Source organism: Arthrobacter sp. MAHUQ-56 (assembly GCF_019710585.1).
In the GTDB taxonomy this organism is placed as follows: domain Bacteria; phylum Actinomycetota; class Actinomycetes; order Actinomycetales; family Micrococcaceae; genus Arthrobacter.
The window spans coordinates 309920-324197 of sequence record NZ_JAIFZQ010000016.1; the positions used below are offsets into that span (position 1 = coordinate 309920).

Genomic DNA, 14278 nt, shown 5'->3' on the forward strand with positions numbered 1-14278 from the left:
GGGCGGCACCTCGTGAAAGGGTTGCGCGTGAATTCAACTGGAAAGAGCCCCTTGCGGGCTGGGGGACTCCGGAAGGCTGCGGCGCTTGCCGTCGGGCTGCCCCTTCTCCTTGGGTCGTTGGTGGCTGGCCCCGCATCGGCGGCACCGGAAGGCCGGGGGCAAGGGGATACGGCCGCCGGCGCCCAGGGCACTCAGTTCAAGGACGGCCGGTACATTGTGGTGCTGGCCGGACCGGCAGCTGCTGCTTATGAAGGCCAGACCCCGGGGCTTGGAGCAACCAAGCCGCAGCAGGGCAGGAAGCTGGATGCGGGCAGCGCCAACTTCAAGGCCTACGACGCCCACCTGCGCCAGCAGCAGCGTGACGTCGCTGCCGGTCAAGGAGTGACCCCTGCCAAGCAGTACACCGCTGCGCTGAACGGGTTCACCGCAGCATTGACGGCGGCGCAGGCCGCCGCGCTGTCGAAGGACAGCCGGGTCCTGGTGGTGGCGCCCGACGTCGAGAACAAGCCGGACTACACCACCACCGACTTCCTCAAGCTCACCGGCCCTGAGGGCATGTGGGCAACGCAGTTCGGCGGGGAGGCAAATGCCGGAAAGGGCGTGGTGGTCGGTGTCATCGACTCCGGCTACGCTCCGGACAACCCTTTCCTCCAGGGTGAACCTGTGGCACCCCTGCAGGGCAAGCCGCAAGTGGGGGTCCCTTACCGCACCGCCGAAGGCAGGATCGCCATGCTGAAGGCGGACGGCACCACCTTCGAGGGCGAATGCCAAAAGGGCCAAGGAAGCGGGGCGGCGTTTGATGGCTCACTGTGCAACTCAAAAGTCGTTAGCGCCCGCTACTTCGCTGATTCCTTCCTCCAGTACGTGGCCCCGGAGAACCGGGCGCCGGAAGAACTCATTTCCCCCGTGGACGTGGGCAGCCACGGCACGCACACCGCCACCACCGCCGCCGGCAACGCCAATGTCGAACAGGTGATCGACGGCGCCAGCTTCGGCAAGAGCTCGGGCGTGGCACCCGCCGCGAAGGTCTCCGTCTACAAAGTCTGCTGGGAGGACACCAACCCGGATACCGGCGGTTGCTACTCCTCTGCTTCAGTAGAGGCCGTGGATGCAGCCCTCAAGGACGGCGTGGACGTCCTGAATTACTCCATTTCGGGAAACAACAACAACACCACTGATCCTGTGGCGCTGGCATTCCTCAATGCCGCCGCTGCCGGCGTCTTCGTCTCCGCCTCGGCAGGCAACTCCGGCCCTGCGGCTTCCACTGTCAACCACGCCTCGCCCTGGCTCACCACTGTGGCTGCTTCCACTTTCCCCAGCGACCTGCTCGGAACCGTCAAGGTCTCTGACGGTTCGCTGTACCGCGGGGCATCCATCATGAAGACGGAAGTGGCTGACAAGCCCACGGTCATTGCTGCGGCGGCCGCTGCCGCAGGCGCCACCAATGCCAACCTCTGTGCCCCGGGCTCACTGGATCCGGCGAAGGTGGCAGGCAAGGTGGTGGTCTGCGACCGCGGTGTCGTGGACCGGACCGCCAAGAGCCAAGAGGTCCTGGACAAAGGCGGCGTGGGCATGATCCTGGTGAACCTCACCAGCAGCTCCGAGGACGCGGACAACCACGTGCTGCCGACCGTCCACGTCAATGCGCCCAAGAGCCTAGAACTTAAGTCCAAGCTGGAAGGAAACCCGGCGCTGACCGTCAGCCTGGTGAAGGGCGACTTGACCGGGCTGCCGCCGGCTCCCGCACCGCAGATCGCAGGATTCTCGTCCCGCGGCCCCACCCTTGCCTCCGGCGGCGACCTGCTCAAGCCGGACATCGCCGCGCCGGGCGTCAACGTCCTTGCCGGCGTCTCCACCATCGGCAACGACGGTGACCAGTTCGGATTCATGTCCGGCACGTCCATGGCGGCCCCGCACATTTCCGGCTTCGGTGCCCTGGTGCTGGGCAAGCAGCCGTCATGGGGTCCCGCGATGGTCAAGTCCGCGATGATGACCACCGCCTACCCGCTGGTCAACGCTGACGGCTCGGCCAACACCGATCCCTTCCAGGGCGGAGCGGGCCACATCGATTCCACCCGCGTGCTCGATCCCGGCCTGGTGTACAACTCGGGCGTCCAGGACTGGCTGGCATTCCTCAACGGCCAGGGTGTTGAAACGGGAGCTCCGCAGGCGGGCTCCATCCCAGCCCGCGACCTCAACCTGCCGTCGATCGCGCTGGGCAGCCTGGTGGGGGAAGTCCAGGTGAAGCGGAAGCTCACGGCACTGGTCCCGGGCCTGTACCGCCCTGAGGTGAACATGCCGGGCTTCAACGTGACGGTGGAACCCCAGGCGTTGAACTTCGCCAAGGCCGGCCAGACCCGCGAGGTGACCCTCACCATCCGTAACGCCAGCGCTCCGATGGGCAAGTTCAGCACCGGAACCCTGACCTGGAAGGGGCCGAGGACGGTGTCCTCACCGATCGCCGTACGCCCCGTTGATGCCCAGGTTGCGCCGTCGTTCTCCTTCAGTTCGCCCACCGGGACCGGCAGCGGTTCCATGGAACTGGTATCCGGCTCGGACAGCCCCATCGCGGTGGGCGTGGAGGGCCTGGCACCGCTGAGCCAGACGGCCATCACCAAGACGCCGGGCGAATATGCTCCGACGAACGACGCGCACAATGCCCTGCTGCAGGTGAAGGTGCCGGCCGGCGCCTCCTTTGCCCGGATGGGCGTCCAGGCACAATCGGACGACGTCGACTGGGACATGGTGGTGTACGCACCGAACGCTTCGGGCGGGCTGACGGCAACCCAGGTGGCGACGGCCTCCGCCAGCGAGTTCCTGGACATTGACTCGCCCCGGGCGGGCACCTACTACGTGGTGGCAAACCTGTACTCCACGCCGGACAACGGGCCGGCCACGGCTTCCGTCCAGGCGGTGACGTTCGCCGGGGATGCCGGCAACCTCACCGTCGATCCGAACCCCATCGTGGCTCCGAACGGAACAGCAACATCGGCAACCCTGGCTTGGACCGGCCTGTCCGAGGGATCCTACCTCTCACGGCTGAGCCTGGGCGGGAACGGCGTCAGGACCTGGGTGAACGTGCAGGTGGGGCCTGGCTCTGCCGCGGCCCCGGCCGGCGCTCCGCAGCTTGGCCTGGCACAGGCGGTGCCCGCCAGCTGACGCGCCAGGATCTGGGGGGAAGGTCCCGGGCGGTCGACAACCGCCCGGGACCTTTTTCATCCCTGCGGCCCCGTGTTGGCTTCGCAGCGTGCGGCAATGCACTCAGGCGGACGTGCCGCCTCCCAACAGCGGAGCCATGGCGTTCCAGCGGGCAATCTCGCAGCCGTCCGTGCGGCTGAAGACAGAGTCCACGGGGCGGCCGTCGATGGTGCCGGTGACCATCGCGACCTGCGGACCGCCGTACTGCTGGGTGCACAGCTTCGGAGGACCCGGCACCGGGAAAAAGATGGCTTCGCCGAACTGTTCCACGGCGGCGAGTGCCGCTTCCGGATCCGGCACGGTGGTGCCGTCGGCCGGGCGGCCATCCCTGGCCACCAGGCGGAAGACGTATTCGGGGGAGTCGGCATCCGGCCGGACGCTGACAGTCAGGTCGATCACGAATGCTGCCAGGCCGTGACCGCGTTGAGTTCCCGGGCCAGCCTTTCCCGCAGCACCGAGGCCTCTGCGGCGAATGCCCGCTGGTGCTCGACATACACAGCCTTGCCCTGCGGCGTTTCGATGGGAATCGCAGGGTATCCCCATTCCGCAAGGTCGTACGGTGACGCCTGCATGTCCATGGCCCGGATGCGCCACGACAACTCGAAACAGTCCATGACCAGTTCGCTTGGCAGCGCCGGCAGCAGCTTGTAGGCCCACTTGTACAGGTCCATGTTGGCGTGCAGGCAGCCCGGCTGCTCCAGGTGGCGCTGGCTCTCCCGGGTGGGTGTGAGCTCGTTCAGCGGGAGCGCGTCCGGAGTGTAGAAGCGGAACGCGTCGAAGTGGGTGCACCGGATTTTGTTGTCCTCCACCACCTTGTCGGTGCCGGCCGCTCCCAGCCTCAGCTGCAGGTATTCGTGGCGAAGGTCGAACTTGTCCTGGCGGTACACCATGGCCCACTCATGCAGGCCGAAGCAGCCAAACTGGGCCGGACGTGCAGCGGTACCGCGGAGGATGATGCCGGCAAAGGCCACCGCATCCTTCCGGTCGGCCAGGAAGGCCGCCCGGTCGAAGGTGACAGCGGTGCTTCCCGCCGGCAGCCCCAGGAAGGCAAGCTCGCCGTCGTCGAGCGTCCGGTAATGCTTCCAACTGCGCCGCAGCGCCGCCTGCTCATCGGTCAGGACCGTCCCGGCCCCCGGGTGCCAGCGCCTCAGCTGGCCCGGCTTTTGCGTGTAGTAGGTGAACAGGAAGTCTTCCACGGGATGCTTTTGTCCCGCGGACCGGCGGGCAAGGTAGGGATCGGCGTAGCGGCTGACACGTTGCAGGTGGGCTTCCTCCCTGCTCCGCCCGATGTCCGCCGCCAGGAGGCTAAGAGGCTCCACCCGCGGTACCCAACACGTCCTTGGCGGCTTCCCATGCGCTGATTTCACACCCGTCGGTCCGTGCAAAGGAGGCATCAACGGCAACTCCGTCCACCACTCCTGTCACGGTCGCCTTCTGCGGGCCGCCGTACTGCTGCGTGCAGGCCTGGGCGCTCCCTTGGGTGGCTGGCGCCAGGATGGCAGGGTTCGCCTTCACCGCCGCGCAGGCTGCGGCCGCGTTGGGGTGGCTGCTTTCCGCGGCCGGCGTTCCGGCGGTGCAGACCAAGGTGTAGTCGAGTTGGGCTGCGCCTTCGGACGGCACGACGGTGATGGCCAGTTCGGCATTTCCCTGGCCCGGTCCGGGCGACGGCCGGGACGTGGGCGGTGCCGGGGCCGGCGCCGAGGTCTCGGTGTCGGGGGACGGGGTGCCAGGGGTGGATGGCGGGGTGGCAGGGGAAGAACCGGAGGGGGCCGGGGAAGATGGGCCCGACGACGAGCCTTCCGGGGTGCCGGAACAGCCGGAGACCAGCCCGGCACCAAGCGCCAGGACTGCAGCGAACAGCCGCACTTTATGCATCAGGCCACCTCTCCCGCACGCGATAATTTTCGTCCGCTAATTCTAGTCATTTGCGCGCCCGGGGCCACTGCGGCCGCGACAAGCGCCGGCGCCCGCTAGGAAGCGCTCCCTCCCGATGTGGCAGCGATCAACCCCATCATGGAAGCATGCAGTTCGGTGACCTGTTCCCGGCTCAGCCCCAGCCGCTCCATCATGGTGCCGGGCACGTTGAGCGCCTGCTGCCTCAGCGCGGCGCCTTCGGGAGTCAGTTCGACGGCGAGGGCCCGCTCGTTTCCGTCCGCGCGGCGCCGGGTGATCAGCCCGGCTGCTTCCAGCCTGCGGAGCAGGGGAGAGATGGTGGCCGGTTCCTGGGCAAGGGCTGCACTGATGTTCTTCACTGTCCGCGGGCTTGTTTCCCAAAGGCAGAGCATCACCAGGTACTGCGGATGCGTCAGGTTGAGCTTCTCCAGCACGGGCTTGTAGGCGCCCACAACGCTGCGCGCAGCTACCGTAAGGGCGAAGCAGAGCTGGTGTTCCAGCAGCAGGTCTTCATCCTGTGCCGTGTCGACGCTCGTCGTCATTGATCCTCCAATTGTTAGTGCGCTAATAGTTAGTGTACATTTCTAAGCAGGAAACGCAGTAAGTGGAAGGAACCGCTTCATGGACAGGGCCAGATCAGGGCAGAAGGGCAACGCCTCCCAGCGCTTCATGCGGGCGACGGGGAAGCTGAGGGCCATCTTCGGTCCGGCAAGCCGAACCTCGCTGGCGCATGACATGACGGAGGAGAACCGCAGGCTGCTGGCCCAGCGGCAGGCCGAAACCCAGCAGTGGGAGACCGTCACCAGGCCGGACGGCAGCACGTACGTCGTGCCGAGGAACCCGGAAGACCGGTCCCTGCGCTGATCCGCACGGGCTGACCGTCCCGCCCTGCAACACCGCGGACGGGCGTGGCGGACGCCATTCTTCCCCCGGCCTGCCGGCGCCTTTTTCCCACGGCGGGTTTAAACTGGGGGCACTGGCTCCCGCCGGAGGCAGCGGCACTTTCGCCCGAGGCTCGGGAAGGGGGTGGAAAACAGTGGCACATGTCCTCAGTGGTTTCATGGGCCTGACTGAAAGGCTCCGTTTCTTCTTCGGTCCTGCTACCCGACTGGACGCCGACACGCCCGTCGTACACAAGCACGACGAATTCGAGCAGGCCTCCGAAGAGGAGCTCTCGCACTTCGTGGTTGAAACCGACTCATCCGGCCACCACTACGCCGTGCGCCGCGAAGACCTGGAAAACGAAGGCTGACATCCTTATCCAGGCCCCTTAAGTACACAAAAGCCGGGCCGTCCTTCCAATGGAACGAAAGGACGGCCCGGCTTTTTGCTGCCTGGCTTAGCGGCCGGTCCCGCCGTAGACGGTGGCTTCGCTCTCGCTGTCCAGCCCAAATGCCTTGTGGATCACCCGGACGGCCTCGTCCAGCAGGTCCGCATGCGTTACCACGGAGATGCGGATCTCGGAGGTGGAGATCATGTTGATGTTGATGCCGGCGTCCGACAGCGCCTTGAAGAACGTGGCCGAAACACCGGGGTGGGACCGCATGCCGGCACCGATCAGTGACAGCTTGCCGATCTGCTCGTTGTACTCGATCGACTCGAAGCCGATCTGGTCCTGGGCGGCGTGCAGTGCAGCCAGGGCATCGGCACCTTCAACGATCGGCAGGGTGAAGGAGATATCGGTCTTGCCCGTGCCGTGGGTGGACACGTTCTGGACGATCATGTCGATGTTGGAGTGCGCGTCCGCAATGACCTGGAAGATCGCGGCAGCCTTGCCGGGAATGTCGGGGACGCCGACCACGGTGACCTTGGCTTCTGAACGGTCATGGGCAACGCCGGAGATGATTGGCTGCTCCAAGGCAACTCCCTCTTGAGTGGTGATCTTGTCTTCGGCGCTGGGGATGACCCAGGTGCCTTCGTGCTGGCTGAATGAGGAACGGACGTGCAGCGGGACACCGAACCGGCGGGCGTATTCGACGCAGCGCAGGTGCAGGATCTTGGCTCCCGAGGCCGCGAGCTCCAGCATCTCCTCGCTGGAGATGGTGTCGATTTTCTGGGCCGAAGGGACAACGCGGGGATCGGCGGTGAAGATGCCGTCAACGTCCGTGTAGATTTCGCAGACGTCCGCTTCCAGGGCGGCTGCCAGCGCCACCGCCGTGGTGTCGGAGCCACCGCGGCCCAGGGTGGTGATTTCGTTGGTGGCCCGGGTCATGCCCTGGAACCCTGCAACGATGGCGATGTTCCCCTTGTCCAGGGCCGTGCGGATCCGGTGCGGGTCGACGTCGATGATCCGGGCCTTGCCGTGGATCCCATCCGTGATCATGCCGGCCTGGGATCCGGTAAAGGACTGTGCGGACGCGCCGAGCTTGTTGATGGCCATGGCCAGCAGGGCCATGGAGATGCGTTCGCCGGCCGAGAGCAGCATGTCCATTTCCCGGGCAGGTGCGGAATCGGTGACCTGTGCGGCGAGGTCCAGCAGTTCATCCGTCGTATCGCCCATGGCCGAAACGACCACTACAACCTCGTTGCCGGCCTGCTGGGCGTCAACGACGCGCTTGGCAACGCGCTTGATGCCGTCCGCGTCCGCCACGGAGGAGCCACCGAATTTCTGCACGATGAGCTGTTTGGTCACCGCTTTGCCGGCGGACGGCACCTGCGGCTGTGTTGCGTTGTGCACTTCGGTGGTGGGCGTACTCATGCGCATACCTTCATTGGATCAAGTGGAGTTCTGGAGGCTTGGCAGCCTGACGCCGGGCCGGCGCGACTTCCTTTCGACAGTTTATCGCCGTGCGAAGAGCGGCGCTGAATTGTGACCGCATGCCGGTACCCGCCCGAGGCGCACGGGCGGGGGCAGCCGTCAGCCCAGTGCGTTTCGGCGTCCCTCGAAGGCCCGTCCGAGCGTGACCTCGTCGGCGTACTCCAGGTCCCCACCCACCGGCAGCCCGGATGCCAGGCGGGTGACGGTGATGCCGATCGTCTTGAGCATGCGGGCCAGGTAGGTGGCCGTTGCCTCACCCTCCAGGTTCGGGTCGGTGGCGATGATGACTTCCTGGATCTCGCCGTCGTTCAGCCTGGTGAGTAGTTCGCGGATCCGCAGCTGCTCGGGACCAACGCCGGCAATGGGATTGATTGCGCCGCCCAGCACGTGGTACCGGCCGCGGAATGATCGGGTGCGTTCGACAGCGAGGACGTCCTTGGACTCCTCAACCACGCAGATGACTGAAGGGTCGCGGCGGGGGTCCCGGCAGATGTTGCACTTTTCCTGCTCGGTAACGTTGCCGCAGACCGTGCAGAACTTGACCCGCTCCTTCACCGTGGTGATGGCCTCGACCAGCCGCTTCATGTCCTGGGGGTCCGCTTCGAGGATGTGGAACGCCAGCCGCTGTGCGGACTTGGGGCCCACCCCTGGAAGGCGTCCGAGCTCATCGATCAGCTCCTGGACAGCACCTTCGTACACGTTTCCCTCTTTAGCTTGGTATGGATGGCGGGTAAATGGATCGGCAGTTCAGCCGTGCGTGCCTGGCGTCAGTACCGTGGCGGCACCGGGCTTCCGTCCAAGGACCGCTCCTCGATCAGTTTCCCGCCCAGGATGCGTTCCACCGCGGCCCGGCCGAACACCCCCGACTCCTCAATGGTTTCGTCGTCGGCGCTCGGTATGTCCTGGACGTATGCAGTTGACGCTGCAGTGCTGGAGGGCGCCTTGGCGCGGCCCGCAGCAGCCTCCGGGCTGTTGGACAGCCGCTGGTAGAGGCTTTGCCGGGTTTCCGTGCGTGTCGCAGCGGGTGCACTGCCGGGAGTTGCGGGACGTATGGGAGCGACGGCGGGTGCGGACCCGGCGGAGGCCATCGCAAATTCCGGGGCCGGGGCAGGCTGGGACGTCGACGGCGGACGGGACCCCTGGGTGCCGTCGGCAGAGGCTGCGGTGGGCTGGCCCGGCGACGCCCAGCCAGTTCCAGACGCAGCAGCGGGCGCAGTCACGGGAATGGATGGAGGAACCTGTGCGGTGGCCGGCTCGTAGCGGGGAATCTGGACAGGTCCGCTTGATTCGGGCTGGCCCGCAGCAGGGACAGCTGCCCCCACGTTGCTCTTATCTCCGACCACCCACACGCCTGGGGCCTGCTCCACAGCCCGTGTCCAGGGGTCGTGTGCGGCGGGCTGTCCTGTGCCGCCTGCACCCCGTGTGCCGGTGGTGATTCCTGCCCCATGGGAAGGTGCCTCAACGGAATCCTTGGCCCCGCCGGCGGACTGCTGGGGGGTTTCCCGTGCAGCATTTGGTGGGGTGGCACGGCTGCCCGGACGTGGTGACGGTTCCCAGTCCATGGGAGGTTCCTCGTCCAGCGGGGGAGCGTCCTCGTCCCGAGCGGGTCCCCAGTCATCGTCCGAGTAGGAGTAGTCACCGCCGGCATCGGGGTATGCGGCGGCCGGCGCAGGCTGCGCGGCGCTGGAAGCGTCGCCGGGCGGCGACCCACCTGCGTGCGCAGGAGAGGATGCCGGGCTGGAGGTTCCCGCGTTCGCCGTTGCCGGGGCAGCGGGCGTGTGGGAAGCCGGAGGGTTGGCCGGTGCTGCCTGGATAGATGGCGCTGCATGGGCGGATGTCGCTGCCTGGGATGTCGCTGCCTGGGATGCCGCGGCATGGACGGCCGTGGTGGCTTCTGCAGGGGCGGGGGCTGCAGCGGAACTGCCGGAACCGCGGGGTCCGCCGCCGGGCGCCCCGGCATGTGCCCGGGCCTCCGGGTGGCCGGGCCGGCCGCTGGCAGCCGCACTGCCGGCCTGTTCGCCAAAGCTCCGGTCTCCACCGGGTTGAGTCCCAAGGTCCTGGACCCCGGCATCCGGGCCGGTGCCTGGGCGGCGAGGGGTGTCCATGGCGGAGGGCGCCGGAGCCAGTCCCCACGCGACGTCAGCTGAAGTGGCGGGAACCACCGGGCTGGCCGGCGCTTTTGGGTTTGGGTCAGAGCTCGATTGGCCGGCGCCGCGTTGCTGGCCGGCGCCGCCCGGTTGGCTGGCGCCGTTCGTTTGGCTTGGGCCGTTCGATTGGCTGGCGCCGCCCGCCACGGCATTGATCTGGCAGTCAATCCCCACCGTCTTGTGGATGGCCTGCCGCAGGTTCTCCGAGTGGTCCGCGCGGCCGAAAGCGCCGGCAAGTCCCTGGGTGGTGAAGGACAGCGTCAGGACGCTGCCGTCAAAGGAGCTGACCTGGGCATTGGGCTCAACAAGGGCCCACGTGCTGCGCTTGATCTTGGACAGCGTCTGCAGGACGTCAGGCCAGGCCCTGCGCAGGACTTCCACATCACCCATCGCCGACGGTGCGGCAGGCGCGGAACCGGCGGGTTGCTCCCGGTGTCCGTCCTGGGCCTGCGGGTTGACGGTGGCCGGGCTTCCGTGGGCTTGGGTCGCAGGAGCCGGGGTTTCCCGTTCCCTGGTTTCCGGGGCCGGGGTTTCCCGATCCCTGGTTTCCGGGGCCGGGGTGTGCCTGTCCGTGGCCTGCCGGGGTTGAGTTTCCGGGGCCGGGGCTTGCCGGGGCGGGGTTTCCGGAACCTGCGGTCCGTCAGCGGGCGCATGCGGCGCGGCAGGGGCGGCCGACCGTTCCGCGGTGGGTGCATGGCCGGCAGCGGTTTCATCAACCGGCCAATCGTTCGTGCTCACCCGCGGCGGCGTCAGCGGGGTACGCAGGCCCGCAGGAGCCTGAGCGCCCTGGGCATCCAAGGGCGCGGGCGCAGCGGCAACCGGGGGATTTTCTGCGCCGCTGGTTTCGGAGCGGTGGATTTCCGAGCGGCTTTCCGGGCGCGCGTTGCTATCCGGGCGCGCGTTGGAGGTGCGGCCGGGCAGCTGTTGCTCCGGTGTCACGGCGGCGCGGCCTTCCTGTTGAACCGGGCCTGCTGCAGGGAGGGGGCCAGCCGCTTGCTGCACGGGCTGGGGCGATGGTGCCTGCGTTGCCTGGGCCTGGTTCGGAGACAGGGCCGGGGCGCCGACGTCATTGCCTGCATAGTTGAGGCGCCGTTCAACGCGGTCAATCCGCGCAGCCATCCCGCGCTCATTCTGTTCGGCGCTGGGGAGCAGGATCCGGGCACACAGCAGTTCGAGGTGCAGCCGAGGGGATGTTGCGCCCGTCATTTCGGTCAGGGCGGTGTTGGTGACATCCGCAGCGCGGGAAAGTTCCGCAGCCCCCAGGTTGTGGGCCTGGTTCTGCAGGCGGGCGATCTGGTCCGCCGGCATCCCGCGCAGGATGACGTGGGCGCTCTCAGGCATGGCCTGGACGATGATCAGGTCCCGGAAGCGCTCCAGCAGGTCCTCGACGAACCGGCGCGGGTCGTGGCCCGTCTGGATGACCCGGTCCACAGCACGGAAGACCGTTGCGGCATCGGAAGCGGCGACCGCTTCCACGACGTCGTCCAGCAGCGATGCATGGGTGTAGCCGAGCAGGGCCACCGCAAGCTCGTAGTCCAGACCGTTGGGCCCGGCGCCGGCCATGAGCTGGTCCAGTACGGAAAGCGAGTCACGGACCGAACCGCCGCCGGCCCGGATGACCAATGACAGCACGCCGGGAGCCACCGGAACGTTTTCCTGCTGGCACAAAAGTTCGAGGTAGGCCATCAGCGGTTCCGGCGGCACCAGCCGGAACGGATAGTGGTGCGTCCGGGAGCGGATGGTTCCGATGACCTTGTCCGGCTCGGTGGTGGCAAAGATGAACTTGATGTGTTCCGGCGGTTCCTCCACGATCTTCAGTAGGGCGTTGAACCCCGCTGAGGTGACCATGTGGGCTTCGTCGATGATGAAGATCTTGTAGCGGTCCCGCACGGGAGCGAACGTGGCGCGTTCGCGGAGGTCCCGTGCGTCGTCGACGCCGCCGTGGCTGGCAGCGTCGATCTCGATGACGTCCAGCGATCCGGAGCCGCCGCGGGCCAGCTCCACGCAGCTGGGGCAGGTGCCGCAAGGGGTATCCGTGGGGCCCTGCGCGCAGTTGAGGCAGCGGGCCAGGATGCGGGCGGAGGTGGTCTTGCCACAGCCCCTGGGGCCGGAAAAAAGGTAGGCGTGGTTGACGCGGTTCTTCCGCAGGGCCGTCATCAGCGGCTCGGTGACGTGCTCCTGACCGATAACGTCGGCGAACGAGTCGGGACGGTATCTGCGGTACAGGGCGGTAGTAACTGTCACAGAGAAAACCCTACCAATCCGGGCTGACATCATGCCGCCCTGTGGGGGAATAGTAAAGACCCCCCATGCACCCGCCAGAGCCCGTCTACCCTTGCTACCTTCCGGTCCTGGGGGAGTTCAACAGGATGACGCCACATGAGGGGCCGTCAGATACTTTACCCGAACATTCGGCGCGACTCGAATCGGGCGTCCTTACCGCCAGCCCTCCACAGGCCAGGTCATGAAGGCTGGCTCCTCGTAGGGGTGGGCAGTCCGCAGCGCAGCCACCACGGCGGCCAGCACTCGTTCCTCCACGATGCATTCGACGCGTTCTTCAGCCACGGTTTCCGGCCTGCCGGGCCGGCCGAGGTAGGGCTGGGCGCCCTCGTGCGGAGTGAACCTCCCGGTCCCCGCCGTGACGAAGGAGCAATGGGAGTAGTTTCCCAAGTGGCCCGCTCCGGCGTCGCCGATGGCATCCAGAACCTGCCCGGTGTGCGACGCAGGGACATAAACCACCAGCGCGTGCAGCTCAGCCATGGAACCTATAGTGCACGATGATGCCCCAATCGCTGCGGTTTCCATTGCTTATCCCGGCGGGACGCACGATCATGGAAATGTACACCGATTGGGGCAATCTCGAGATTGTGAGCTGTGTGGCCTGGCTTTGCGGTGCCGGACCAAGCGGTTCAACGGCGTACCCGCGGGAATGGGCGCGTTGGGGGCGCCCATTTTCCAGTTTAAGGCAGCATTCGGCACCTGCCGGCGTCGAAAACGCCCCTCCCGGCGCTCAATTGGGCGTTGCGGGAAAGTTCAGGTAGTCTAGTACCTGCTTTTGATTCAGAAGCAGTTGGAGAATTCGCCTAGCGGCCTATGGCGCACGCCTGGAACGCGTGTTGGGTTAACGCCCTCGGGGGTTCAAATCCCCCATTCTCCGCCGGTCAAGAACCCGGCCCCGGTAACACCGGGGCCGGGTTCTTTCGTTTTCCCGCGTGCCCGCGGTGGCGGCGATGATCAGGCAGCGACGGTCACGCAAGGCCGGCCGAGGGCTCACCCAACCGCCGCAGGCGTTCCCTTGCCGCATTTTCGCTGGGCCTTCTGCGGCCCAAGGCGAGACGGACGACGCCGAGCACCGCCTTGGTTGCCGCCCGCACCGGGAGGGGGAATGGGCCGAGCCGTGGAACGGAGAGTCCAAGCATGCTGCGGTACCTGGGCTCCAGGGTGTAGACGGCACTGGCGAACAGCACCCGGTAGCCGGGACGAAGCAGGGGGTGCAACGGTGGATTGCGGATGAATTGCACGGTTTCAGCCACCCTTTCGTCCGTCCGCAGCTGGTCCTGTGCGTACCAGCGATCCAACTCATTTCGCATTTCCGCTTCCGTAAGCGGTGGATCCTCCACTCCCATCAGCCTGCCGGCCTGGGCCCACTCCCGCACATAGGCGTCAGGGCCGCCCGGGATGGGACGTCCGTACACCTTGTGGGCCGTGAGGAAAGCGTCCGTGAAGGCGACGTGGATCCAGCGCGCGAGGCCGGGATCGTTGGCGCTGTAGGTTCGCAGGCCGCCCGCGTTGTCCCGGTACGTCCCCTGGACAGGCACGTGCAGGTGGCGGACGCGTTCGGACGAGTCTTCAGCAGCGGCCTTGGAGCCGTAGGTGACGGTGAAGATCCAGCGGATGGTGTTGGCCAGGCGCCGGAGGGGGTCTTCACGGAAGTTGGAGTGTTCGTGCACACCGGCCAGAGCGCCGGGGTGCAGCGACTGCATGAGCAAAGCGCGGATACCGGCCACGATGGGCGTCATGGAGCCGTGGACCGCCCACACTGCCGACCCGGGCAGGTGGTATCCGGCGTCATTGCCTTCCGCCAGGCGCAGCGACCATTCAGGTGGACCGTCTGCCTTGCCTGAGAAGGTCTTTCTCAGTTCGTCCTGCCAGATGCGAAGGACATTGCGCATGACCTATTGTTGCCCATTTTTCCGGCGCCGGAAGGGCTCTCGCAGGTCCAAGGGGATGCTGAACCCCTAACGCCCGCAAAAAAACCCGCATTGTGCGGCAGCAGGGTTCA

General features: G+C 66.8%; 12 protein-coding genes, 1 tRNA gene and 1 other RNA gene. 4 read left to right on the plus strand and 10 right to left on the minus strand.

Going from position 1 to position 14278, the window contains the following annotated elements; genetic code table 11:
- Window positions 1-27 precede the first annotated feature (27 nt).
- Entirely contained in the window at window positions 28-3159 is a 3132-nt protein-coding gene (locus tag K4G53_RS09435) for a S8 family serine peptidase (protein ID WP_308287856.1), read from the plus strand.
- A gap of 102 nt (window positions 3160-3261) precedes the next feature.
- Here K4G53_RS09435 and K4G53_RS09440 read toward each other — a convergent pair whose 3' ends face one another.
- From K4G53_RS09440 to K4G53_RS09455, 4 genes are all read right to left on the minus strand, one after another.
- Entirely contained in the window at window positions 3262-3597 is a 336-nt protein-coding gene (locus tag K4G53_RS09440) for a serine protease inhibitor (protein WP_221385435.1), read from the minus strand.
- On the minus strand, window positions 3594-4517 hold the full coding sequence (locus tag K4G53_RS09445; protein WP_221385436.1) for a 3-methyladenine DNA glycosylase: 924 nt from the start codon (window positions 4515-4517) through the stop codon (window positions 3594-3596). Before K4G53_RS09445 ends, K4G53_RS09440 begins: the two co-directional genes overlap by 4 nt.
- Window positions 4504-5073: an SSI family serine proteinase inhibitor gene (locus K4G53_RS09450; protein WP_221385437.1), complete on the minus strand. Its 570-nt coding sequence runs from the start codon at window positions 5071-5073 to the stop codon at window positions 4504-4506. The genes K4G53_RS09445 and K4G53_RS09450 overlap by 14 nt, the downstream gene beginning before the upstream one ends.
- A 95-nt stretch (window positions 5074-5168) precedes the next feature.
- A complete protein-coding gene (locus K4G53_RS09455) occupies window positions 5169-5633 on the minus strand; it encodes a MarR family winged helix-turn-helix transcriptional regulator (RefSeq protein ID WP_221385438.1) in 465 nt (154 codons plus the stop codon).
- Window positions 5634-5712: 79 nt separating this feature from the next.
- Here K4G53_RS09455 and K4G53_RS09460 point away from each other — a divergent pair, with 79 nt between their 5' ends.
- Both K4G53_RS09460 and K4G53_RS09465 read left to right on the plus strand, forming a co-directional pair.
- Window positions 5713-5955: a hypothetical protein gene (locus K4G53_RS09460; RefSeq protein WP_221385439.1), complete on the plus strand. Its 243-nt coding sequence runs from the start codon at window positions 5713-5715 to the stop codon at window positions 5953-5955.
- 172 nt (window positions 5956-6127) lie between these two features.
- Window positions 6128-6343, plus strand: a complete 216-nt coding sequence (locus tag K4G53_RS09465) for a hypothetical protein (protein WP_221385440.1) — start codon at window positions 6128-6130, stop codon at window positions 6341-6343.
- Window positions 6344-6430: 87 nt separating this feature from the next.
- Here K4G53_RS09465 and K4G53_RS09470 read toward each other — a convergent pair whose 3' ends face one another.
- The 5 genes from K4G53_RS09470 to K4G53_RS09490 form a co-directional block, all read right to left on the minus strand.
- The gene (locus K4G53_RS09470) at window positions 6431-7789 is read right to left on the minus strand and encodes an aspartate kinase (protein WP_221385441.1); all 1359 of its coding nucleotides are present in this window, start codon (window positions 7787-7789) and stop codon (window positions 6431-6433) included.
- A gap of 159 nt (window positions 7790-7948) precedes the next feature.
- On the minus strand, window positions 7949-8548 hold the full coding sequence (gene recR / locus K4G53_RS09475) for a recombination mediator RecR (protein ID WP_221385442.1): 600 nt from the start codon (window positions 8546-8548) through the stop codon (window positions 7949-7951).
- 68 nt (window positions 8549-8616) lie between these two features.
- Window positions 8617-12270 (minus strand): DNA polymerase III subunit gamma and tau, encoded by a 3654-nt coding sequence (locus K4G53_RS09480; RefSeq protein WP_221385443.1) that lies wholly within the window; start codon window positions 12268-12270, stop codon window positions 8617-8619.
- Window positions 12271-12291: 21 nt separating this feature from the next.
- An RNA gene (ffs, locus tag K4G53_RS09485) (signal recognition particle sRNA small type) lies at window positions 12292-12388 on the minus strand.
- Between the two features lie 44 nt (window positions 12389-12432).
- Window positions 12433-12756 (minus strand): hypothetical protein, encoded by a 324-nt coding sequence (locus K4G53_RS09490; protein ID WP_221385444.1) that lies wholly within the window; start codon window positions 12754-12756, stop codon window positions 12433-12435.
- A gap of 312 nt (window positions 12757-13068) precedes the next feature.
- Between K4G53_RS09490 and K4G53_RS09495 the strand changes: the two genes are divergently transcribed.
- A tRNA-Ser gene (locus K4G53_RS09495) sits at window positions 13069-13153 on the plus strand.
- 91 nt (window positions 13154-13244) lie between these two features.
- On the opposite strand, the gene K4G53_RS09500 is transcribed toward K4G53_RS09495, so the two are convergent.
- Window positions 13245-14168 carry an oxygenase MpaB family protein gene (locus K4G53_RS09500; RefSeq protein ID WP_221385445.1) on the minus strand — a complete coding sequence of 308 codons (924 nt, stop codon included), beginning with the start codon at window positions 14166-14168 and terminating at the stop codon, window positions 13245-13247.
- Window positions 14169-14278: the final 110 nt, after the last annotated feature.